General features: G+C 68.9%; 19 protein-coding genes. 15 read left to right on the forward strand and 4 right to left on the reverse strand.

The genetic code is table 11. The features are described 5' to 3' along the window. The first annotated feature begins 19 nt into the window (after positions 1–19). From rpsA to galU, 7 genes are all read left to right on the forward strand, one after another. Positions 20–1708 (forward strand): 30S ribosomal protein S1, encoded by a 1689-nt coding sequence (rpsA, locus tag K4L06_RS16565; RefSeq protein WP_221672445.1) that lies wholly within the window; start codon positions 20–22, stop codon positions 1706–1708. Positions 1709–1879: 171 nt separating this feature from the next. Continuing rightward, positions 1880–2182, forward strand: a complete 303-nt coding sequence (locus tag K4L06_RS16570) for an integration host factor subunit beta (protein ID WP_064749921.1) — start codon at positions 1880–1882, stop codon at positions 2180–2182. A 165-nt stretch (positions 2183–2347) separates the two neighbouring features. Next, positions 2348–2632 carry a lipopolysaccharide assembly protein LapA domain-containing protein gene (locus tag K4L06_RS16575; protein WP_221672446.1) on the forward strand — a complete coding sequence of 95 codons (285 nt, stop codon included), beginning with the start codon at positions 2348–2350 and terminating at the stop codon, positions 2630–2632. A gap of 2 nt (positions 2633–2634) precedes the next feature. Continuing rightward, the gene (lapB, locus tag K4L06_RS16580; RefSeq protein ID WP_221672447.1) at positions 2635–3813 is read left to right on the forward strand and encodes a lipopolysaccharide assembly protein LapB; all 1179 of its coding nucleotides are present in this window, start codon (positions 2635–2637) and stop codon (positions 3811–3813) included. 2 nt (positions 3814–3815) lie between these two features. After that, positions 3816–4793 carry a lipopolysaccharide biosynthesis protein gene (locus tag K4L06_RS16585; RefSeq protein WP_221672448.1) on the forward strand — a complete coding sequence of 326 codons (978 nt, stop codon included), beginning with the start codon at positions 3816–3818 and terminating at the stop codon, positions 4791–4793. 87 nt (positions 4794–4880) lie between these two features. Next, positions 4881–6791 (forward strand): nucleoside-diphosphate sugar epimerase/dehydratase, encoded by a 1911-nt coding sequence (locus K4L06_RS16590; RefSeq protein ID WP_221672449.1) that lies wholly within the window; start codon positions 4881–4883, stop codon positions 6789–6791. Positions 6792–6805: 14 nt separating this feature from the next. After that, complete coding sequence (gene galU, locus K4L06_RS16595; protein ID WP_221673665.1) at positions 6806–7705, forward strand: UTP--glucose-1-phosphate uridylyltransferase GalU; 900 nt, start codon at positions 6806–6808, stop codon at positions 7703–7705. 88 nt (positions 7706–7793) lie between these two features. On the opposite strand, the gene K4L06_RS16600 is transcribed toward galU, so the two are convergent. Then, on the reverse strand, positions 7794–8228 hold the full coding sequence (locus tag K4L06_RS16600; RefSeq protein ID WP_221672450.1) for a hypothetical protein: 435 nt from the start codon (positions 8226–8228) through the stop codon (positions 7794–7796). Between the two features lie 143 nt (positions 8229–8371). On the opposite strand from K4L06_RS16600, the gene K4L06_RS16605 reads away from it, so the two are divergent. Continuing rightward, entirely contained in the window at positions 8372–9667 is a 1296-nt protein-coding gene (locus tag K4L06_RS16605) for an FAD-binding oxidoreductase (protein WP_221672451.1), read from the forward strand. After that, positions 9664–10035, forward strand: a complete 372-nt coding sequence (locus K4L06_RS16610) for a tRNA-binding protein (RefSeq protein WP_221672452.1) — start codon at positions 9664–9666, stop codon at positions 10033–10035. The genes K4L06_RS16605 and K4L06_RS16610 overlap by 4 nt, the downstream gene beginning before the upstream one ends. Before the next feature lie 551 nt (positions 10036–10586). Here K4L06_RS16610 and K4L06_RS16615 read toward each other — a convergent pair. From K4L06_RS16615 to K4L06_RS16625, 3 genes are all read right to left on the reverse strand, one after another. Next, positions 10587–11792: an acetyl-CoA C-acyltransferase gene (locus K4L06_RS16615; RefSeq protein WP_221672453.1), complete on the reverse strand. Its 1206-nt coding sequence runs from the start codon at positions 11790–11792 to the stop codon at positions 10587–10589. Between the two features lie 156 nt (positions 11793–11948). After that, positions 11949–14324 carry a 3-hydroxyacyl-CoA dehydrogenase/enoyl-CoA hydratase family protein gene (locus K4L06_RS16620; protein ID WP_221672454.1) on the reverse strand — a complete coding sequence of 792 codons (2376 nt, stop codon included), beginning with the start codon at positions 14322–14324 and terminating at the stop codon, positions 11949–11951. 129 nt (positions 14325–14453) lie between these two features. Then, entirely contained in the window at positions 14454–15074 is a 621-nt protein-coding gene (locus K4L06_RS16625; RefSeq protein WP_064749901.1) for a TetR family transcriptional regulator, read from the reverse strand. A 281-nt stretch (positions 15075–15355) separates the two neighbouring features. Between K4L06_RS16625 and ndk the strand changes: the two genes are divergently transcribed. The 6 genes from ndk to bamB all read left to right on the forward strand — a co-directional run bounded on the left by ndk (position 15356) and on the right by bamB (position 20772). Further along, a complete protein-coding gene (ndk, locus tag K4L06_RS16630) occupies positions 15356–15781 on the forward strand; it encodes a nucleoside-diphosphate kinase (RefSeq protein WP_221672455.1) in 426 nt (141 codons plus the stop codon). A 133-nt stretch (positions 15782–15914) separates the two neighbouring features. Further along, positions 15915–17108 (forward strand): 23S rRNA (adenine(2503)-C(2))-methyltransferase RlmN, encoded by a 1194-nt coding sequence (gene rlmN, locus K4L06_RS16635; RefSeq protein WP_221673666.1) that lies wholly within the window; start codon positions 15915–15917, stop codon positions 17106–17108. A 49-nt stretch (positions 17109–17157) separates the two neighbouring features. Beyond that, positions 17158–17964: a type IV pilus biogenesis/stability protein PilW gene (pilW, locus tag K4L06_RS16640; protein WP_221672456.1), complete on the forward strand. Its 807-nt coding sequence runs from the start codon at positions 17158–17160 to the stop codon at positions 17962–17964. Beyond that, positions 17964–18788, forward strand: a complete 825-nt coding sequence (locus tag K4L06_RS16645; protein WP_221672457.1) for a RodZ domain-containing protein — start codon at positions 17964–17966, stop codon at positions 18786–18788. Before pilW ends, K4L06_RS16645 begins: the two co-directional genes overlap by 1 nt. A gap of 107 nt (positions 18789–18895) precedes the next feature. After that, the gene (locus tag K4L06_RS16650; protein WP_221672458.1) at positions 18896–19525 is read left to right on the forward strand and encodes a tetratricopeptide repeat protein; all 630 of its coding nucleotides are present in this window, start codon (positions 18896–18898) and stop codon (positions 19523–19525) included. Continuing rightward, positions 19525–20772, forward strand: coding sequence for an outer membrane protein assembly factor BamB (gene bamB, locus K4L06_RS16655; protein ID WP_221672459.1), 1248 nt, complete (start codon positions 19525–19527; stop codon positions 20770–20772). Before K4L06_RS16650 ends, bamB begins: the two co-directional genes overlap by 1 nt. Positions 20773–20997: the final 225 nt, after the last annotated feature.

Consider the following 20997-nt stretch of genomic DNA (forward strand, 5'->3'; position numbering starts at 1 on the left):
CAACCGAGTATTCAATCCAATGACCGAATCATTTGCCGAACTGTTCGAACAGAGCCAGCAGTACCTGGCCAAGCTGAAGCCGGGCGCCATCGTCACCGGCGTCGTCGTGGAAGTCCGCGGCGACGTGGTGGTGATCAACGCCGGCCTGAAGTCCGAAGGCATCGTGCCGATCGAACAGTTCCGTAACGACGCCGGCGAGATCGACGTCGCCGAAGGCGACGAAGTCAAGGTCGCCCTCGACTCGATCGAAAATGGCTTTGGCGAAACCGTCCTTTCGCGCGAGAAGGCCAAGCGCGCGATGGTGTGGGACGAGCTGGAAGCCGCGCTGGAAAAGAACGAAACCATCACCGGCCGCATCAGCGGCAAGGTCAAGGGCGGTTTCACCGTCGACATCAAGGATGTCCGCGGCTTCCTGCCGGGTTCGCTGGTGGACGTGCGCCCGGTGCGCGACTCCGCCTACCTCGAAGGCAAGGAACTCGAGTTCAAGCTGATCAAGCTGGACCGCAAGCGCAATAACATCGTCGTCTCCCGCCGCGCGGTGGTCGAGAGCGAGTACAGCGTCGAGCGCGAACAGCTGATGGAGAAGCTGCAGGAAGGCGCGATCCTCAAGGGCGTGGTCAAGAACCTCACCGACTACGGCGCGTTCGTCGACCTCGGCGGCATCGACGGCCTGCTGCACATCACCGACATGGCGTGGAAGCGCGTGCGTCACCCGTCCGAAGTGGTCGAAGTCGGCCAGGAACTCGACGTCCGCGTGCTCAAGTACGACCGCGAGCGCAACCGCGTTTCGCTCGGCCTCAAGCAGCTGGGCGAGGATCCGTGGGACAACATCGCCCGCCGCTACCCGGCCAACACCCGCGTGTTCGGTAAGGTCAGCAACGTCACCGATTACGGCGCGTTCGTCGAGATCGAGCCGGGCGTCGAAGGCCTGGTGCACGTGTCCGAGATGGACTGGACCAACAAGAACGTCAACCCGTCCAAGATCGTGCAGGTCGGCGACGAGGTTCAGGTCATGGTCCTGGACGTCGACGAAGAGCGTCGCCGCATCTCGCTGGGCATGAAGCAGGTCACCAGCAATCCGTGGGAGACCTTCGCGGCCATCCACAAGAAGGGCGACAAGGTCGAAGGCCAGATCAAGTCGATCACCGACTTCGGCATCTTCATCGGCCTGGACGGCGGCATCGACGGCCTGGTCCACCTGTCCGACATCAGCTGGAACACCACCGGCGAAGACGTGGTCCGCAACTTCAAGAAGGGCGACACCCTGGAAGCCGTGGTCCTGGCGGTCGATCCGGAGCGCGAGCGCATCAGCCTGGGCGTCAAGCAGCTTGAGCAGGACCCGATGGGTCAGTACGTCGCTTCCAACGCCAAGGGCTCGATCGTCAAGGGCGTGGTGAAGGAAGTCGACGCCAAGGGTGCCACCATCGAGCTGGCCGACGGCATCGAAGGCTACGTCGCCGCGCGCGACATCGCCAAGGAGCGCGTCGAAGACGCTTCGCAGTACCTGAAGGTCGGCCAGGAAGTCGAGGCCAAGATCATCGGTACCGATCGCAAGGGCCGCAGCATGCAGCTGTCGATCAAGGCGAAGGACGAAGCCGAGCAGCAGGAGGCCCTGGCCGACTACAACCGTCAGGCCGGCGACGCCGCCAGCGGCACCACCAGCCTCGGCGCGCTGCTGCGCGAGCGTCTGGGCGGCAAGTCCGAGTAATCGCTGTTCCGTTTCAGGCACTACGGCCCGGTTCGTCCGGGCCGGCAACACCGATGCTCCACCGAGGCGGCCCGGCAGGGCCGGGCCGCCTTCGGTCTGCGGCAGGGGATCGCGAGCGATCGCGACGCCGCAGCACTTCCGAATCTTTCGCGGCCAGGCCACGTTTCGCCTATGACCAAGTCCGAGCTCATCGAGATCCTTTCGCAGCGTCAGGCCCACCTCAAGGGCGACGATGTGGATCTGGCGGTGAAGGCTTTGCTGGAAATGATGGGCGGCGCGCTCTCCGCCGGCGACCGCATCGAGATCCGCGGTTTCGGCAGCTTCTCCCTGCATTACCGTCCGCCGCGCCTGGGCCGCAATCCCAAGACCGGCGAATCGGTCGCGCTGCCCGGCAAGCACGTGCCGCACTTCAAGCCCGGCAAGGAACTGCGCGAGCGCGTCAGCGGGGCGACCCCGCTCGACGAAGACGCCTGATCCGGCCGCGCCGCGTCCGCTGCGCCGCGCCGGCCTTTGCGCGGCCTCCCGATTCGTCCGTCCGGCGCCTCGCCGGCCCGTCCGCGCCTCTACGCGGCCTGCATTCGCGTCCGTTAAGCTAGGCGCGACACGCACCCGCCGGTGCACGACTTCCGGAACTCTCCCATGCGCGTGATCCGCCTTCTCGTCGCCCTGGTCTGCCTCGCGGCAGGGGCGATCCTCGGCGCACTCAACCGCCAGATCGTCAGCATCGACCTCGGCATCGGCTTCGTGCCGCCGACCTCGCTGGGCATCGCCCTGATCGTGGCCCTGCTGATCGGCGCCCTGATCGGCGGCCTGGCGATCAGCGCCAGCGTGGTGCTGCCGCTGCGCCGTCGCCTGGCCCGCGCCGAGCGCGCCGCTTCCGCCGCGCCGGCCGCCGAGCCGAGCCTCACCGGTCCCGAGGTCTGAGCATGGAGTTCATCAGCCAGTGGTTCTGGTTCTTCCTGTTGCTGCCGATCGCCGCCGTCGGCGGCTGGGTGGTCGGCCGACGCGGCGGCGAGCGCCATAGCGACACCCAGGTCAGCCGCCTGTCGACCACGTATTTCCGCGGCCTCAACTACCTGCTCAACGAGCAGCCGGACAAGGCGATCGAGCTGTTCCTGCATATCGCCGAACTGGACAAGGACACCTTCGAGACCCAGGTCGCGCTGGGCCACCTGTTCCGCCGCCGCGGCGAAGTCGACCGCGCGATCCGCCTGCACCAGGCCCTGGTTCAGCGCCCCGGCCTGAGCGACCAGCAGAAGGTCCAGGCCCTGCTCGCGCTGGGCGAGGACTACATGCGCTCGGGCCTGCTCGACCGCGCCGAGACGGTGTTCAGCGACCTGGTCGCGCTGGACATGCGCGCGCCGCTGGCGCTGCGCCACCTGATCGGCATCTACCAGGCCGAGCGCGACTGGGGCAAGGCGATCGAGAACGCGCAGCGCTTCGAGGCCGCGACCGGCGAGCCGATGGGCAAGCTGATCGCCCAGTTCGAATGCGAACTGGCCGACCGCCACCGCGCCGCCGGCGAGATCGACGCCGCGCGCGAAGCGGTCAAGCGCGCTTACGAGGCCGACGCCAACTCGGTCCGCGCCGGCATGCTAGAAGGCCGGATCGAAGTCGAGGCCGGCAACGACGGTGCGGCGATCCGCGCCTTCGAGCGCGTCGCCCGCGCCGACCCGGACTACCTGCCGGAAGTGCTGCCAGCGCTGTTGAGCTGCTACGAGCGCGACGGCGATGCGACCGGCGCGCGCGCCTTCCTGGCCGAGATGTGCGAGCACTACCGCGGCATCGCCCCGGTGCTGGCGCTGACCCGCATGGTCGAGGCCGAAGACGGCGTGCCGGCCGCGCGCGCCTACCTGGCGCGCCAGCTCAAGGACCGGCCGTCGGTGCGCGGCGAGGCCGCGCTGATCGACCTGACCCTGGCCGAGAACGCCGATCCGCTGGCGACCCTGCACGACCTCAAGCACATCACCGACCAGTTGCTGGTGCGCAATCCGAGCTACCGCTGCAACCGCTGCGGCTTCGGCGCGCGCAGCCACCACTGGCAATGCCCGAGCTGCAAGGAGTGGGGCACGGTCAAGCCGCTGCTCAACTACGCGGTGGTCTGACGATGTGGGCCTGGATCGCGATCTATGCGGCGCTCGGCGCCGCAGGCACCTGGCTGGCGCGCGCCTACGCGCTGCACCGGCGCATGATCGACGAACCCGGCGAGCGCCGCAGCCATAGCGTGGCGACGCCGCGCGGCGGCGGCATCGCCATCGTCGCCGCCTTGCTGATCGCGACGGTCGCGGTCGGGGTGCGCTTTCCGGCGCATGCGCCGTTGGCGGCGGCGTTCGGGCTCGGCCTGATCCTGATCGCGGGCATCGGCTGGGTCGACGACCACCGGCCGCTGTCGCCTTGGCTGCGCCTGGGCGTGCATGCCCTGGCCTCGGCCCTGCTGGGCGCGGCGGTGGGGGTGTTGCAGGGCGATCCCTGGCTGGGCCTGGCCGCGTTCGCCCTGGCGATCGGCCTGACCAACGTGTGGAACTTCATGGACGGGATCAACGGCATGGCCGCCTCGCAGGCGGCCCTGGTCGCCGTGGCCCTGGCCTGGCTGGGTGGTCCGGTGTGGAGTTGGCTGGCGCTGGCCCTGGCGGCGGCCTGCCTGGGTTTCCTGCCGTTCAATTTCCCGCGCGCGCGGATCTTCATGGGCGACGTCGGCAGCGGCGCGATCGGCTACGCCCTGGCCGGTCTGGCCGCGCTGGCGGCGAGCGGGCTCGGCTCGCGTTCAGCCCTGCTGCTGTGGCCGCTTGCCGCATTCATGGTCGATGCCGGCCTGACCCTGCTGAGCCGGGTCCGCCGCGGCGAACGTTGGTGGACGCCGCACACTCAGCACGCTTACCAAGTCTGGGCGCGTCGGGTCGGGCACACTCGGGTCACCCTCGCTTATGCGGCTTTCACGTTGCTGGCCGTAGTGTCGCTGCGCTATGTGACCGAAGTCCGGACCGGTTTCATCTTGGGTATGGGAGCGGCGTGGTATATGTCCGGCGCTTTTTTTTGGTGGCTTATCCGCAGGACCGAAACACCGGACCGCGCCCAGGCGGCCTGACGCCCCGACCGACTATCGGCGGGGCGTCGTCGTTGCGATCCGCGGCACCCCGGATGTTCGATTCGACCGACTTAGCAGAGGCAAGGAATGAACTCATTGCGTGATCGTTTGAAAGGCGCGTTGCCCCGGCTGGCGGTGGTCGCGCACGATCTCGCGATGGTGTGGCTGGTCTGGCAGGCCCTGCACAAGCTACGCTTCGGCGTGGTCCCCACGCCGCCGGCGTTGCCGCTGTGGTCGACCGAGATCGCCCTGGTGCTGGCCGCGCAGGGCCTGGTGTTCTGGCAGGTCGGCCTGTATCGCGGGCTGTGGCGTTTCGCCGGCGTGCCCGATCTTTGGAACATCTTCAAGGCCTGCATGCTCGGCCTGTTCGCGATCGTGCTGGGCCTGTTCCTGTACAACCGCCTCGACCTGGTGCCGCGCACCGTGCTGGTGCTGTACCCGCTGGTGCTGATGGGCATGCTCGGCGCCCCGCGCCTGCTGTACCGGGCCTGGAAGGACAGCCGCATCGACAGCGCCAACGCGGTCTCGGTGCGGATCCTGATCCTCGGCGCCGGCCGCGCTGGCGAGGCGCTGGTGCGCGACCTGCGCCGCTTCGGCACCTACCATCCGGTCGGCTTCCTCGACGACGCCGCGCGCCTGCGCGGCAGCAAGGTCCAGGGCGTGCCGGTGCTGGGCCAGGTCGACGACATCGCCGAGATCGCGCGCGAAACCGCGGCCAAGCTGCTGGTGATCGCGATGCCCTCGGCCGACGCCACGGCGATGCAGCGGGTGGTGATGGCCTGCGAACGCACCGGCGTGCCGTTCCGGATGGTGCCGCGCCTGCAGGACGTGCTGGAAGGCCGCTCGCTGCCGGGCGAACTGAAGGAAGTGGCGATCGAGGACCTGCTCGGGCGCAAGCCGGTGATGCCGGACTGGAAGGCGATCCGCAGCTGGCTCGGCGCGCGTTCGGTGCTGGTCACCGGCGCCGGCGGTTCGATCGGCTCGGAACTGTGCCGGCAGAGCGCCCGCCACGGCGCCAGCCGGATCGCCCTGATCGAGATCGACGAACTGGCCCTGGTCACCACCGAGACCGCGCTGCGCCGCGACTTCCCCGATGTCGAGTTCATCCCGATCCTCGGCGACTGCGGCGACAAGGCGGTGATCGAGTACGCGCTGAAGCTGGCCGAACCCGAAGCCGCGTTCCACGCCGCCGCCTACAAGCAGGTGCCGCTGCTGGAAGCGCAATTGCGCGAAGCGGTGCGCAACAACGTGCTGGCCACCGAAACTGTGGCCCGCGCCTGCCGCGCCGCCGGGGTCGGCACCTTCGTGCTGATCTCCACCGACAAGGCGGTCGATCCGGTCAACGTGCTCGGCGCGACCAAGCGCCTGGCCGAGATGACCTGCCAGGCCCTGGCCGACCAGCGCGCGACCCGGTTCGTCACCGTGCGCTTCGGCAACGTGCTCGATTCGGCCGGCAGCGTGGTGCCGCTGTTCCGCGAACAGATCCGCAGCGGCGGCCCGGTCACGGTGACCGATCCGGAAGTGACCCGCTTCTTCATGACCATTCCCGAAGCCTGCCAGCTGATTCTGCAGGCCTCGGCGATCGGCACCCACGAGGCGATCTACACCCTCGACATGGGCGAGCCGGTGCCGATCCGCCTGCTGGCCGAGCAGATGATCCGCCTGGCCGGCAAGACCCCGGGGCGCGACGTCGCCATCGTCTACACCGGCCTGCGCCCGGGCGAGAAGCTGCACGAGACCTTGTTCCACGCCGACGAGCGCTACCGCCCGACGGTGCATCCCAAGATCCTGCAGGCCGAGCCGCGCGACGTGTCGATGACGGCGCTGGAGGGCTCGCTGCAGCAGTTGCGCGAGGCTTCGGTGCGATACGACCGCGACGCGCTCAATTCCTTGCTGCGCATCGCAGTCCCGGAGTTCCAGCCGGTCGGCGAACATCCGGATTACAAAGAGTCGGCTACGGTGGTCGCATTTCCCGCCCGTAACGCCAGGAAGATTTGATGGCTACAGCTCCCGTGAAGGCCCGTATCCGCAAGGCCGTGTTTCCGGTGGCCGGTCTCGGCACCCGGTTCCTTCCCGCCACCAAGACCGTGCCCAAGGAAATGCTGCCGATCGTCGATCGGCCGTTGATCCAGTACGCGGTCGACGAGGCGATCGAAGCCGGCTGCGACACCCTGGTCTTCGTCACCAACCGCTACAAGCACGCGGTCGCCGATTACTTCGACAAGGCCTACGAGCTCGAACACAAGCTGGAGCGCTCGGGCAAGACCGAGCAGTTGGAGCTGATCCGCCATGTGCTGCCGGAAGGCGTGCGCGCGGTGTTCGTGACCCAGGCCGAAGCGCTGGGCCTGGGCCATGCGGTGCTGTGCGCCAAGGAAGTGATCGGCAACGAACCGTTCGCGGTGGTGTTGCCGGACGACCTGATCTGGAACCGCGGCCCCGGCGCGCTCAAGCAGATGGCCGATGCGGCCCAGGCCAGCGGCGCCAGCGTGATCGCGGTGCAGGACGTGCCGCGCGAGCAGACCGGCAGCTACGGCATCGTCGCCACCGAAGGCTTCCAGGCCCGCGAAGGCCGGATCCGCGCCATCGTCGAGAAGCCCAAGCCCGAGGCCGCGCCGAGCAATCTGGCCGTGGTCGGCCGCTACGTGCTCAACCCGCGCATCTTCGAACTGCTGGAAAGCACCACGCCGGGCGCCGGCGGCGAGATCCAGCTCACCGACGCGATCGCGACCCTGCTCGAGCAGGAAACGGTCAACGCCTATCGCTTCCAGGGCACCCGCTTCGACTGCGGCACCCATCTGGGCCTGATCGAGGCGACCATCCGCTACGCGCTCGACCACGAAACCCTCAGCGATTCGGCGCGCCAGCTGATGCAGAACGCGCTCAGCGAACTCGGCGTCGAGGATCTGGCTTAAAGCCAGGGATTAGCGGATAGGAGTGAGGAGTTAGCGAAAGCCGAAGCGCAAGCTTTGCCGCTATCTCCTATCTCCTATCTCCTATCTCCTAGCCGTTGCCTGCCCAGACCAGGGCCAGCAACGAGGCCGCGGCGCAGCCGCCGGCCGCCGCCTGCGCGGCGCGACCCATCGACAGACTGCGCCGCGCCCAGGCCGCGGCGATCTCGCCGCGCAGCACGCGCACGTCGCGGTAGGTCTTCCATTCGCGCGGCGGGAACCGGCCTTGCGCGGTCGCGGCACGGCCCAGCCGGCACAGGCTTCGGCCCCACAGGGCCAGCGGCGGCACCGGCGCGGCCAGCATCGCCGCGATCGCCAGGCCGAGCCCATGCCGCGCCTGCGCGGCCGGACCGGCCAGGGCCTGCGCCTGCACGGCCAGCAGCCAGTCGCGCCATTGCCACAGGCCCAGGCCGCACATCACCGCGAGCGCGCCCAGCAAGGCCAGGCTGCGTCTGCGGTAGGCTAGGTCGGCACGGTGGATGTCCATGTTGTGAAGGTGCATGCCCTGGAGGTGGACGCCTTGGAGATGGACGCCTTGGAGATGGACGCCTTGGACATGGATGGTCCGTTGCGCGCTTCGCCGTCGTTCGTCGTTCTCAACGCCGCCATCAGAACAGCCGCTCTCGCCCCATGTCCATGCCCGCCGACAGTTTTTATCGCGCCAGTCTGCCGCAGGCGCCGTCGTGGCCGCCGCTGCAGCAGCGCCGTAGCGCCCGGGTCTGCGTGATCGGCGGCGGTTTCGCCGGGCTCAACACCGCGCTGGGGCTGGCCGAACGCGGCTGGCCGGAGGTCGTGTTGCTGGAAGCGCAGACGATCGGCCACGGCGCCTCGGGGCGCAACGGCGGCTTCGTGTTCGGCGGCTTTTCGCGCGGCGAGGACGCGCTGCTGCGCGAGCTCGGCGCGCAGCGCGCCCGCGCCCTGTATGCGGGCACGACTGGGGCGGTGGAACTGATCCGCCGGCGCATCCACGAGCACCGCATCGACTGCGATGCGGTCGAGGCCGGCATCCTGTGGGCCAACTGGTTCCGCGATCCGCAGGTGCTGCGCGCGCGCCAGCGCCTGCTGGCCGAACACTACGGGGTCGAGTGGGAGTGGTGGCCGCGCGAGCGCTTGCGCGAGCAGGTGCGCAGCGAGCGTTACCACGACGCCCTGTACGAACCGCGGGCCTTGCATTTCCATCCGCTGAAATACGCCCAGGGCCTGGCCGCGCTGGCGAGCCGGCTCGGCGTGGCGGTGCACGAAGCCAGCCCGGCGATCGAGCTACAGCGCAGCGGCGCCGGCTGGCGGGTGCGCACCGCCCAGGGCGAGGTCGAGGCCGAGCAGGTGGTGTTGGCCTGCGGCGGCTACCTGGCCGGTCTGCGCCGCGACGTCGACGCGGCGGTGATGCCGATCGCGACCTACGTCATGGTCACCGCGCCGCTCGGCGCGCACCTGGAACGGGCGCTGCGCACGCGCGCGGCGGTCTACGACACCCGTTTCGCCTTCGACTACTATCGGCCGCTGCCGGACACGCGCTTGCTGTGGGGCGGCCGGATCTCGGTGCTGGACCGCTCGCCGGAGCAGGTCCAGCGGCTGCTGTACCGCGACCTGCTCAAGGTGTTTCCGCAATTGGCCGGGGTCGGCATCGACTACGCCTGGTCGGGGCTGATGAGCTACGCCCGCCACCAGATGCCGCAGATCGGCCGGATCGACGAAGGGCTGTGGCTGGCCCAGGCCTTCGGCGGCCACGGCGTGGCGCCGACCACCTTCGCCGGCGAGCGCCTGGCCGCGGCGATCGCCGAAGGCGACGACCGCTGGCGCGAGTTGAGCGACTACGGCCTGGTCTCGGCGTGGAAGCCGGCCGGGTTGGCGGCGGCGCAAATCAGTTACACCTGGGCCCAGTTCAAGGACTGGTGGAAAGACCGCAGCGAAGGACACAGCGCATGAACCAGATCGGCGACGACAGCCTCCACCACGCCGCGCACGGCCTGATCGGGTGGAGCGATTTCGAGAAAGTGATGATCTGCGCCGGCACGGTGACCCAGGTCGAGGAGTTTCCGCAGGCGCGCAAGCCGGCGTGGAAACTGTGGGTCGACTTCGGCCCGCACGGGATCCGCAAGACCAGCGCGCAGATCCGCGATCTGTATGCGGCCGAGGACCTGGTCGGCCGGCAGATCGTCGGGGTGATCAATTTTCCGCCCAAGCAGATCGGCCCGTTCGTATCCGAATTCCTGCTGACCGGATTTCCGACCGAGGACGGCGTGGTCGTCACCGCGATCGAGCGGCCGGTGCCGAACGGTACCCGGTTGGCGTGACGTCGCAGGTCGCGATCGGCGAGGTTCGCGGGTGTGCGGCGGGGCAGGGAAGAGTGACGGCAACAGCGGCGGGGCCAGCAACAGCAACGGCAACGGCAACGGCAACAGCAACAGCAACAGCAAATCCCCCCTAGCCCCCCTTTTTCAAAGGGGGGAATGGGAGCGGAAGGCGCTGTGCAGTTGCCCCCTTTTCGAAATAGGGAATGGGAGCGTGGAGGCGCTGCGCAGTTGCCTTCTTTGCGAAATGGGGAAGGGGAGTGGCGCGCTGTGCAGTTGCCCCCTTTGCAAAAGGGGGCGGCGGCCGCGTAGCGGACGCAGGGGATTTGCTTTTGCTCTTGCTTTTGCCCTGGCACTCGGCGTGCCGTTACCGTAGCTCCCTGCAACCCGCAACCCGCAACCCGCAACCAAGCGCCACAGCGCCGACGTCGGTCCGGCGCGCCGCATGCTCCGCTTCCGACGCGGACCCCGAAACGCAGAAAGGCGGCCGGATCCCGGCCGCCTTTCCCTCGCTTCCTCGCCGGCGCCCCGGACCGGGGCGCCGGGGGGCGCGTTTACAGCGCTTCGATAATCCCCGCCGCGCCCATGCCGGTGCCGATGCACATCGTCACCATGCCGTACTTGAGCTGGCGACGGCGCAGGCCGTGCACGATGGTCGCGGTGCGCACCGCGCCGGTCGCGCCGAGCGGGTGGCCGAGCGCGATCGCGCCGCCGAGCGGGTTGACCTTGGACGGATCCAGCTCGCTGTCGCGGATCACCGCCAGGGCCTGCGCGGCGAAGGCTTCGTTGAGCTCGATCCAGTCCAACTGGTCCTTGCTCAGGCCGGCCTGCTTGAGCGCCTTCGGGATCGCCGCGATCGGGCCGATGCCCATCACTTCCGGACGCACGCCGGCGACCGAGAAGCTGACGAAGCGGGCCAGCGGGGTCAGGCCGTAGTCCTTGACCGCCTGCTCGGACGCCAGCAGCACCGCGGCGGCGCCGTCGCTCATCTGCGAGCTGTTGCCGGCGGTCACGGTGCCGCCGAACTGGCCGTTGCGGAACACCGGCTTGAGCTTGCCCAGGCCGTCCAGGGTGGTGTCCAGGCGCGGGCCTTCGTCGGTGTCGATCAGGGCCTGCTTGAGGCGGATGGTATTGCCGGCCAGGTCGGGCAGGTGCGAGGCGATCTGGTAGGGGCTGATCTCGCTCTTGAACTCGCCGGCCTGGATCGCGGCCAGGGCCTTCTGGTGCGAGGCCAGGGCGAACGCGTCCTGTTCCTCGCGCGAGACCTTCCATTCCTCGGCGACCTTCTCGGCGGTGATGCCCATGCCGTAGGCGATGGCGACGTGGTCGTCCTTGAACACCGACGGGCTCAGGGCGACCTTGTTGCCCATCATCGGTACCATCGACATCGACTCGGTGCCGCCGGCCAGGACCAGGTCGGCGTTGCCGAGACGGATCTCGTTGGCGGCCAGGGCCACGGCCTGCAGGCCGGACGAGCAGAAGCGGTTGATGGTCTGCGCGGCGACGGTGTTGGGCAGGCCGGCCAGCAGCACACCGATGCGTGCCACGTTCATGCCTTGCTCGCCTTCCGGCATCGCGCAGCCGATGATCGCGTCGTCGATCCGGCTCAGGTCGATGCCCGGCGCCTGCGCGACCACCGACTTGAGCACGTGGGCGAGCATGTCGTCCGGACGGGTGTTGCGGAACACGCCGCGCGGCGCCTTGCCGACCGGGGTGCGGGTAGCGGCGACGATGTAGGCTTCTTGCACTTGCTTGCTCATTGGATTCTCCGGAGTCGGGAATCGGGAGTCGGGAATCGGGAATCGAAGAGCCGAAGCCCGATTCCCGTCCCGATCGCCGTATCCCGCTTTAACGATTCTCGATTCTCAATTCCCGGCGCAACGTCGGTTGCGCAGAGGCTCGTTCCCGGCGCAACGTCAGTTGCGCAGGGGCTTGCCGGTCTTGAGCATGTGCGCGATGCGTTCCTGGGTCTTGGGCATCTGCGCCAGGGCGACGAAGTGCTCGCGCTCGAGCTTGAGCAGCCATTCCTCGTCGACCAGCGAATTGCGGTCGACTTCGCCGCCGCAGATCACGGTGGCGATGCGGCTGGCGATCTCGTAGTCGTGCGGCGAGATGAAGCGGCCTTCCAGCATGTTGACCAGCAGCATCTTGAAGGTGGCGATACCGACGTCGCCGGCGACCTGGATGCGGCGCGCCGGCAGCGGCGGGCGATAGCCGCTTTCGGCCAGTGCGCGCGCCTGGGCCTTGGCCACGTGCAGCAGCTCGAAGGCGTTGAACACGACCGCGTCGCCGTCGCGGGCCAGCTTGAGCTCGCGCGCTTCGAAGGCCGAGGTCGAGACCTTGCCCATCGCCACGCTCTCGAACGCGGTCTTGAGCTGGGCGAACACGTCGCCGCCCGGGCCGGCCGCCTCGGAGGCGCGCACCGCGAATTCCTTCAGGCCGCCGCCGGCCGGCAGCAGGCCGACCCCGGCCTCGACCAGGCCGATGTAGCTTTCCAGCGCGAACACGCTGCGCGCGGCGTGCATCTGGAACTCGCAGCCGCCGCCCAGGGCCAGGCCGCGCACCGCCGCGACCACCGGCACCAGCGCGTACTTGATCCGCTGGCTGGTGGCCTGGAAGTTGGCGACCATCGCCTCGAAGCCCTTGATGTCGCCGGCCTGCAGCAGGCCGAGCGCGCCGGACAGGTCGGCGCCGGCCGAGAACGGCTCCTTCGGCTGCCAGATCACCACGCCCTTGAACTGCTTCTCGGCGATGGCGATGGCTTCCTGGATGCCGTTGAGCACGTGGTCGTTGACCGTGTGCATCTTGGTCTTGAAGCTGATCACGGCGATATCGTCGCCTTCGTCGGCCCACAGGCGGATGCCGTCGTTCTCATAGACGGTGCGGCCCTGCGAGAACTTCTCGCCGAGCAGGGCGTCGGGGAAGCGCTGGCGCGCGTAGACCGGGTTGGACGAGCGCGGCACCTGGGCGTTGCGGCCCGGGCTGTAGCTGCCCTTGCCGTCGTGCACGCCGTCGCGGCCGTCGAACACCCAGTTCGGCAGCGGCGCGCTGGCCATGGCCTTGCCGGCGACGATGTCCTCGGCGATCCAGTCGGCGACCTGCTTCCAGCCGGCGGCCTGCCAGGTCTCGAACGGGCCCAGCGACCAGCCGTAGCCCCAGCGCATGGCGAAGTCGACGTCGCGCGCGGTGTCGGCGATGGATTCCAGGTGGAAGGCGCTGTAGTGGAAGCTGTCGCGGAACACCGCCCACAGGAACTGCGCCTGCGGGTGCTGGCTGGCGCGCAGCGCGGCGAACTTCTTGGTCGGATCCTTTTCCTTCAGCAGGCCGGCCACTTCGGCGTCGAGCTCGCCGGCCGAGGCGCGGTAGTCCTGCGCCGCCAGGTCCAGGACCAGGATGTCCTTGCCCTTCTTGGTGTACACGCCGGCGCCGGTCTTCTGGCCCAGCGCGCCCTTGCCGATCAGCGCCGACAGCCACTTCGGCGCCTGGAAGTAGGCGTGCCACGGGTCGTCGGGCAGGGTGTCGGCCATCGTCTTGATGACGTGGGCCATGGTGTCCAGGCCGACCACGTCGGCGGTGCGGAAGGTCGCCGACTTCGGCCGGCCGATCGCCGGACCGGTCAGCGCGTCGACGGTGTCGAAGCCCAGGCCGAACTGCTCGGTGTGGTGCATCGCCGCCAGCATCGAGAACACGCCGATGCGGTTGCCGATGAAGTTCGGGGTGTCCTTGGCGATCACCACGCCTTTGCCCAGGGTGGTGGTGAGGAAGCTCTCCAGGCCTTCCAGCACCGACGCGTCGGTGGTCTTGGCCGGGATCAGCTCGGCCAGGTGCATGTAGCGCGGTGGGTTGAAGAAGTGCACGCCGAGGAAACGGTGACGCAGCTCTTCCGGCAGTACCTCGGCGAGCTTGTTGATGCCCAGGCCGGAGGTGTTGGAGGCCAGCACCGCGTGCGCCGGCACGAACGGGGCGATCTTCTTGTACAGGTCCTGCTTCCAGTCCATGCGCTCGGCGATCGCCTCGATCACCAGGTCGCAGTCGCGCAGCTGTTCCAGGCCGGTGTCGTAGTTGGCCGCGGTCAGGCGCTCGGCCAGGGCCTTGCTCGCCAGCGGCGCCGGGCTCAGCTTGGCCAGGTTGGCGATGGCTTTGGCGACCACGCCGTTGGGGTCGCCTTCCTTCGCGGCCAGGTCGAACAGGACCGTGTCGACGCCGGCGTTGGTCAGGTGCGCGGCGATCTGGGCGCCCATGACGCCGGCGCCGAGGACGGCGGCGCGACGGACTAGCAATTGGTTGGACATCGTCTACAACTCCTTGAAGGAATTCGAAAACTTCGTGGGCGAGGGGAGTTCTGCGGGCGGTATCGGTACGACCGGGGCGCTGGGCTCTCCGGCGGCGCCGGTCCCCGCCGGGACCGGGCCTGGCGCCGCTCAGCTCTTGAAGCCGGCGGCGGCGAAACGGATCAGTTCGCGCGCGGCGCGTTCACGGTGCGCCTGTTCGGTGACACCGGCGGGGCGCTTGATCAGGCCGAAATCGGCCATGGCGTAGGTCAGCGCCCCGGCCAGGAAGTCCAGCCGCCAGTACAGCTCTTCCTTGCTCAGTCCCGGCACCGCGCCGGCGATGGCCTTGGCGAACTCGCGCAGGACGTGGCCGTAGTGGTCGGACAGAAACTTGCGCAGGCTGTCGTTCTTCTCGGCGTAGGCGCGGGCGATCACCCGGACGAAGGCGCCGCCGCCGTTGCGGTCCTGGGCCAGGGCCAGGGCCGGCTCGACGAAGGCGGCCAGGATCGGTTCCAGCTCGCCCGGGTGTTCGGCGACCGCGGCCTTGAGCGCGTTCATGCGCTGGCCGGTCATTTCGTCCATGCGCCGGCGGAACACCTCGTTGACCAGGTTTTCCTTGCTGCCGAAGTGGTAGTTGACCGCGGCGATGTTGACGTCGGCGCGGCTGGTGACTTGGCGCAGCGAGGTGCCGGTGAAGCCGAACTGGGCGAACAGCTCTTCGGCGGCGCCGAGGATGCGGTCCTTGGTCGAGAAATGGGCGGTGCTGGACATGAAGGGGTGCGGCCGGTCGGGAAGGGCGGGCGACCGCGGACCGCGGCCTGAATCAAACGCTTGTTTGATGCTAGTCGCGGCGCCCCCGCCTCGTCAACGGTAAACGTACTCATCCGTACGGGGCGGCGGAAGCCCCGTCCGCTGACACCGCCAGAGGATGCAAAAGCGGTGAGCGATCCGTTAGAATTACCGCAGCCATATCGGCTAAACCCGCGTCCCGTCGCGGGTTTTCTGTTATTCTCGGGCCGACCGCAAGCGGCCCGCCTACCCGGAGAGTATCCATGGCGCTGGAGCGCACCCTGTCCATCATCAAGCCCGACGCCGTTGCCAAGAACGTGGTCGGCGAGATCTACACCCGTTTCGAGAAGGCCGGCCTGAAGGTCGTCGCCGCCAAGATGAAGCACCTCTCGAAGCAGGAAGCCGAAGGCTTCTACGCCGTGCACCGCGAGCGTCCGTTCTTCGCCGCCCTGGTCGAGTTCATGATCAGCGGCCCGGTGATGATCCAGACCCTGCAGGGCGAGGGCGCGGTGCTCAAGAACCGCGAGCTGATGGGCGCCACCAATCCGAAGGACGCCGCGCCGGGCACGATCCGCGCCGACTTCGCCGACAGCATCGACGCCAACGCCGTGCACGGTTCGGACAGCCTGGAGAACGCCGCGATCGAAATCGCGTACTTCTTCCCGGCCACCGACGTCTACGCGCGCTGATCCGCTCGACGCAGCACGCATCGCGAGCCAAGCAGTGAACGACATCCGCGACAACGCAAACGACCTTCCTCCCGCCGGCGATGCGCAGGCGGCGGAAACCGCTGCGCGCGCGGACGCGCCCGCTCCGGCGGGCGTGGCGGCGAAGCCGGCCGCGGCCGGCTCCGTCGTGCCGGACAACGGCAAGACCAACCTGTTCGATCTCGACCGCACCCAGCTCGAGGATTTCTTCGAGCAGACCCTGGGCGAGAAGCGCTACCGCGCGCACCAGGTGATGAAGTGGATCCACCACCGCTACGTCACCGACTTCAACGACATGACCGACCTGGGCAAGGCGCTGCGCGCCAAGCTCGAGGCGCATGCGCAGGTGCGCGCGCCGATGGTCGTGTTCGACAAGCCCTCCGCCGACGGCACCCACAAGTGGCTGCTCGGCATGGACACCAAGAACGCCATCGAGGCGGTCTACATCCCCGACAAGGGCCGCGGCACGCTGTGCGTGTCCTCGCAGGTCGGCTGCGCGCTGAACTGCCAGTTCTGTTCGACCGCGACCCAGGGCTTCAACCGCAACCTGTCGACCGCCGAGATCATCGGCCAGGTCTGGGTCGCGGCGCGCCACCTCGGCAACGTCCCGCACCAGCAGCGCAAGCTCACCAACGTGGTGATGATGGGCATGGGCGAGCCGCTGGCGAATTTCGACAACGTGGTGCGGGCGATGAGCATCATGCGCGACGACCTGGGCTACGGCCTGGCCAACAAGCGCGTGACCCTGTCGACCGCCGGCATGGTGCCGATGATCGACAAGCTCGGCGAGGTCAGCGACGTGTCGCTGGCGGTGTCGCTGCACGCGCCCAACGACGAGCTGCGCAGCGAACTGGTGCCGCTCAACAAGAAATACCCGATCGCCGAGCTGATGGAGTCCTGCGTGCGCTACGCGCTGCGCAAGCGCGGCACCTCGGTGACCTTCGAGTACACCCTGATGAAGGGCGTCAACGACCAGCCGACCCACGCGCGGCAACTGGTCCGCCTGCTGCGCCAGTTCGACAACGCGGTGCAGATGAAGGACGCGGCCAAGGTCAACCTGATCCCGTTCAATCCTTTCCCCGGCACCCGCTTCGAGCGCCCGGACGATGCGGCGATCCGCGGCTTCCAGAAGCTGCTCAACGAGGCCGGCATGATCGCGCCGGTGCGCCGCACCCGCGGCGACGACATCGACGCGGCCTGCGGCCAGCTCAAAGGCCAGGTCATGGACCGCACCCGGCGCCAGGCCGAGTTCCGCAAACAACTGCAGGCCCAGGGCCTGGATAAGGACGTCGGCGATGCCGCAGCCTGAGTTCCCCCGCCGCGCGTCCGCGACTGCCGCCGCGCCGGCGGGGCGGGCGTTGCGCATCGCGTTGCTGTCGGCCCTGATCGTATTCGCCGCCACCGCCTGCAACCGGCTGAGCTTCATCAAGCCGAACATGGAGCGCAAGGGCTTCACCCAGACCTCGATCGATTACGAGGTCGGCGACAAGCGCGAATACGCCGGCGCGCGCGCCGCCGCCGGCCGGATCCAGGCCGCGCAGCGCTACCTCTCGCTCGGCGAGCGCGACAACGCGGCGGCCGAACTCAAGCAGGCGCTCAAGCTCGACCCCAAGTCGGCCGAGGCTTACAGTCTGATGGCGGTGATGGCCGAGCAGGGTGGCGACAACGCCAAGGCCGGCGGTTACTACCGCAAGGCCGCCGAACTGGCGCCCGACCGCGGCGCCGCGCTCAACAACTACGGCGTGTGGCTGTGCGCCAACGGCCGCGCCAGCGAAGCGATGAGCTGGTTCGACCGCACCCTGGCCGACCCGCGCTATCCCACCCCGGCGGTGGTGCTGGCCAACAGCGGCGCCTGCGCCGACCAGATCGGCCAGGGCGAGCGCGCCGACCGCGACCTGCGCATGGCGCTGGCGCTGGATCCGAACAGCGCGATGGCCTTGGGCGCGATGGCCAAGCGCCAGCTGCGCCTGGGCAAGGCTTTCGAGGCGCGGGCTTTTTCTGAACGCCGGCTGGCGCTCCAACCGGTTTCAGCTGAAGCGCTGATGACTGCGTCACAGATCGAAGAAAAACTCGGCGACACGGCTGCCGCCGCGAGATACGTTCAGCGTCTGAGGGCGGAGTTCCCTGACGCGCAGGGCTCCGGATTGGGGGATGGCGGTAGGTGATGATGCAGTCGAACGAATTCGCGCCTGAAGTCGGCGGAAGCTGCGGCGCGCGTCTGAAACAGGCCCGCATCGCGGCGGGGCTGTCCATCGAAGACGTCGCGACGCGCTTGAAGATGCCGGCCCGCGTCGTGCAATCGCTGGAAACCGACGACGTCGCCTTGCTCGGCGCGCCGGTATTCGTGCGCGGCCAGCTGCGCAGCTATGCGCGCCTGCTCGGCATCGACCTGGAAGGCCAGCTCGCCGCGACCCCGCTGGCCTCGACCGCGCCGTCCGAACTGGTCAGCCACACCCACACCCCGCGCTACCGCCGGGTGTTCGAACAAACCACCCGCCGCGCCATCTACATCGTCCTGACCGCGGCGATCGCGGTGCCGGTGGTGATCGCGACCCGTCCGCACCTGGGCAACCAGGTCGCGGTGCAGTCGCTGGAAATGCCGGCCATGCCGGCCGCCGGCGACGCCGGTCCGGCCCAGCATCCGGCCGCGGCGCAGGCGCCGCAGCGCACCCCGCTGATCGCCTCGATCGCGCCCTTGCCCACGCCGGCATCGGCGCCGGCGCAGAAGACGCTGAGCCTGAACTTCACCGGCGAAAGCTGGATCCAGGTGCGCGGCAGCGACGGCCGGGTGCTCGACGAAGGCACCGTGCAGGCCGGCCAGACCCGCAGCTACGCGCTGGCCGAGGTCGCTTACGTGAAGCTCGGCAACGTGCCGGGAGTGGAAGTGCGCAAGGCGGGCGAAGCGGTCGATCTGGCTCCGTTCAGCCGCGGAAGCGTGGCCCGCTTTACGCTATCCTCTGACGGTTCCCTCGCGCCGGCCTCGAACTGAGCCGAGCGGCGGGGTCGCGACCCTCGCCGGCCCGCACGCGGGCCGGTTCCCATTGACTCTGGCCGCGCCCGTTCGGGCGAGGGCCTTGCACGGCGGCGTACGGCCTAATGGCAATTGACGATCTGCTCGACGAACACGAACAAAGCGAACGCGTACTGGCCTGGTTGCGCGCCAACGGCGCGGCCCTGATCGGCGGCGTCGCCCTCGGCCTGGCCGCGATCGGCGGCTGGAAGTGGTGGGGCAACCACCAGCTCGAGCAGCACACCCGCGGCGCCAATCAGTTCCAGACCGCGGTCGACGCGCTCGAAGCCAAGGACAAGGCTGCGGCCGCCAAGGTCAAGGCGCTGCCGCCGGGCATGTACCAGACCCTGGCCATGCTCGACCTGGCCAAGAGCCAGATCGAAGCCGGCCAGCGCGACGCGGCCATCGCCACCTTGAAGTCGATCAAGACCGAGGACGCGGCGATCGCCGAGATCGTCAACCAGCGCCTGGCGCGTCTGCTGATCGACGCCAAGCAACCGGCCGAAGCGATCAAGCTGCTGGCCAAGTCGAGCACCGCGATGGCGATCGAAGTCCGCGGCGACGCCCAGTTCGCCCTCGGCAAGGCCGAGCAGGCGCGCACCGAGTACAGCGCCGCCCTGGCCAAGCTCGACGCCGAGTCGCCGCGCCGCCGCCTGCTCGAACTCAAGCTCACCGAAGCCGGCGGCACGCCGGTCAAGCCCGAGGCCAAGTCTTGATGAAGTACGTTAATGCGGGTGGTTCGCCGTCGTTTTCCCCGACCCGTAACGTCGCCCGCTTCGCTGCCGTCGCCTTGTGCGCGGTGGCGCTGAGCGGCTGCTCGACGGTCAAGGGCTGGTTCGGCGGCGGCAAGAAGGACGACGGCAAGCCCAACGAGCCGACGGAGCTCACCGATATCACGCCCAGCGTCAAGGTCGACAAGATCTGGTCGGTCAATGCCGGCAAGGGCGAAGACCGGATCGGCGTGCGCCAGGGCCCGACGGTGGCCGACGGCCGCGTCTACGCCGCGGCGATCAAGGGCGGCGTGCACGCCTACGACCTGCAGACCGGCAAGGAAGTCTGGCATTACGTGCCCAAGCGCGAAGACAAGGACAAGAAGGACAAGGACATCCGCCTGTCCGGCGGTCCCGGTGCGGGCGACGGCCTGGTCGTGATCGGCGGCCTGGACGGCGAGGTGATCGCGCTCGACGCGGCCACCGGTGCCGAGAAGTGGAAGGCCAAGGTCTCCAACGAAGTCATCGCCGCGCCGACGATCGGCCTGGGCATGGTGTTCGTGCGTTCCAACGACGGCCGCGTCACCGCCTTCGACGCCGCCAGCGGCGAGCGCCGCTGGTTCTGGAGCCATGAAGTGCCGATGCTGTCGGTGCGCGGCAACGGTTCGCCGACCCTGGGCCCGGGCTACGTCTTCGTCGGCAACGACGACGGTACGATCAACGCCCTGGCCGCCAACGACGGCCGTCCGACCTGGGACGCCCCGGTCGCGCTGCCGGAAGGCCGCAGCGAACTGGACCGCATGGCCGACGTCGACGGCGCTCCGGTGCTGGAAGGCACGGTGCTGTACGCGACCAGCTTCAAGAAGCGCACCGTCGCCATCGACGCGCCCAGCGGCCGTCCGATCTGGGTCAGCGATCACGGCGGCGTCGGCCGCCTCGGCATCGGCAGCGACCGCCTGATCGTGGCCGACCCGACCGGCCTGGTGTTCGGCCTCGACAAGGCCAGCGGCAGCGCCCTGTGGCAGCAGCCCTCGCTGGCGCGCCGCAACCTGTCCGGCGCGGCGGTGCAGGGCGACTACGCCGTGGTCGGCGACTACGACGGCTACATCCACTGGCTCAAGCTCGACACCGGCGAGTTCGCCGCCCGCGCCCGGGTCGGCGGCAAGGCCCTGCGCGCCAACCCGGTCGTCGTCGACGGCGTGCTGGTGGTGCAGAACGTCGAAGGCGAGCTGACGGCGTTCAAGTTGCAGTGAAGCCGGGAGTAGGGAATCGGGAATAGGCAATGGGTGGTTCGGCGCGACCTGCGGGGCGCGCGGGCCGACCCGGCACCGGTTCCCATTCCCCGGTTTCCCGCTCGTCGTGTGACCTGCGGCCCGGACGGCGACTGTCGTTCCGGGCCGATTGTTTGAGCGCCGCCGCTCGCTTTCCGATTCGGCGACGTGCCGGGCCACTGGCTCCCCGGATCGGAAGTCAGAGCG

Source organism: Lysobacter sp. BMK333-48F3 (assembly GCF_019733395.1).
Lineage (GTDB): Bacteria > Pseudomonadota > Gammaproteobacteria > Xanthomonadales > Xanthomonadaceae > Lysobacter.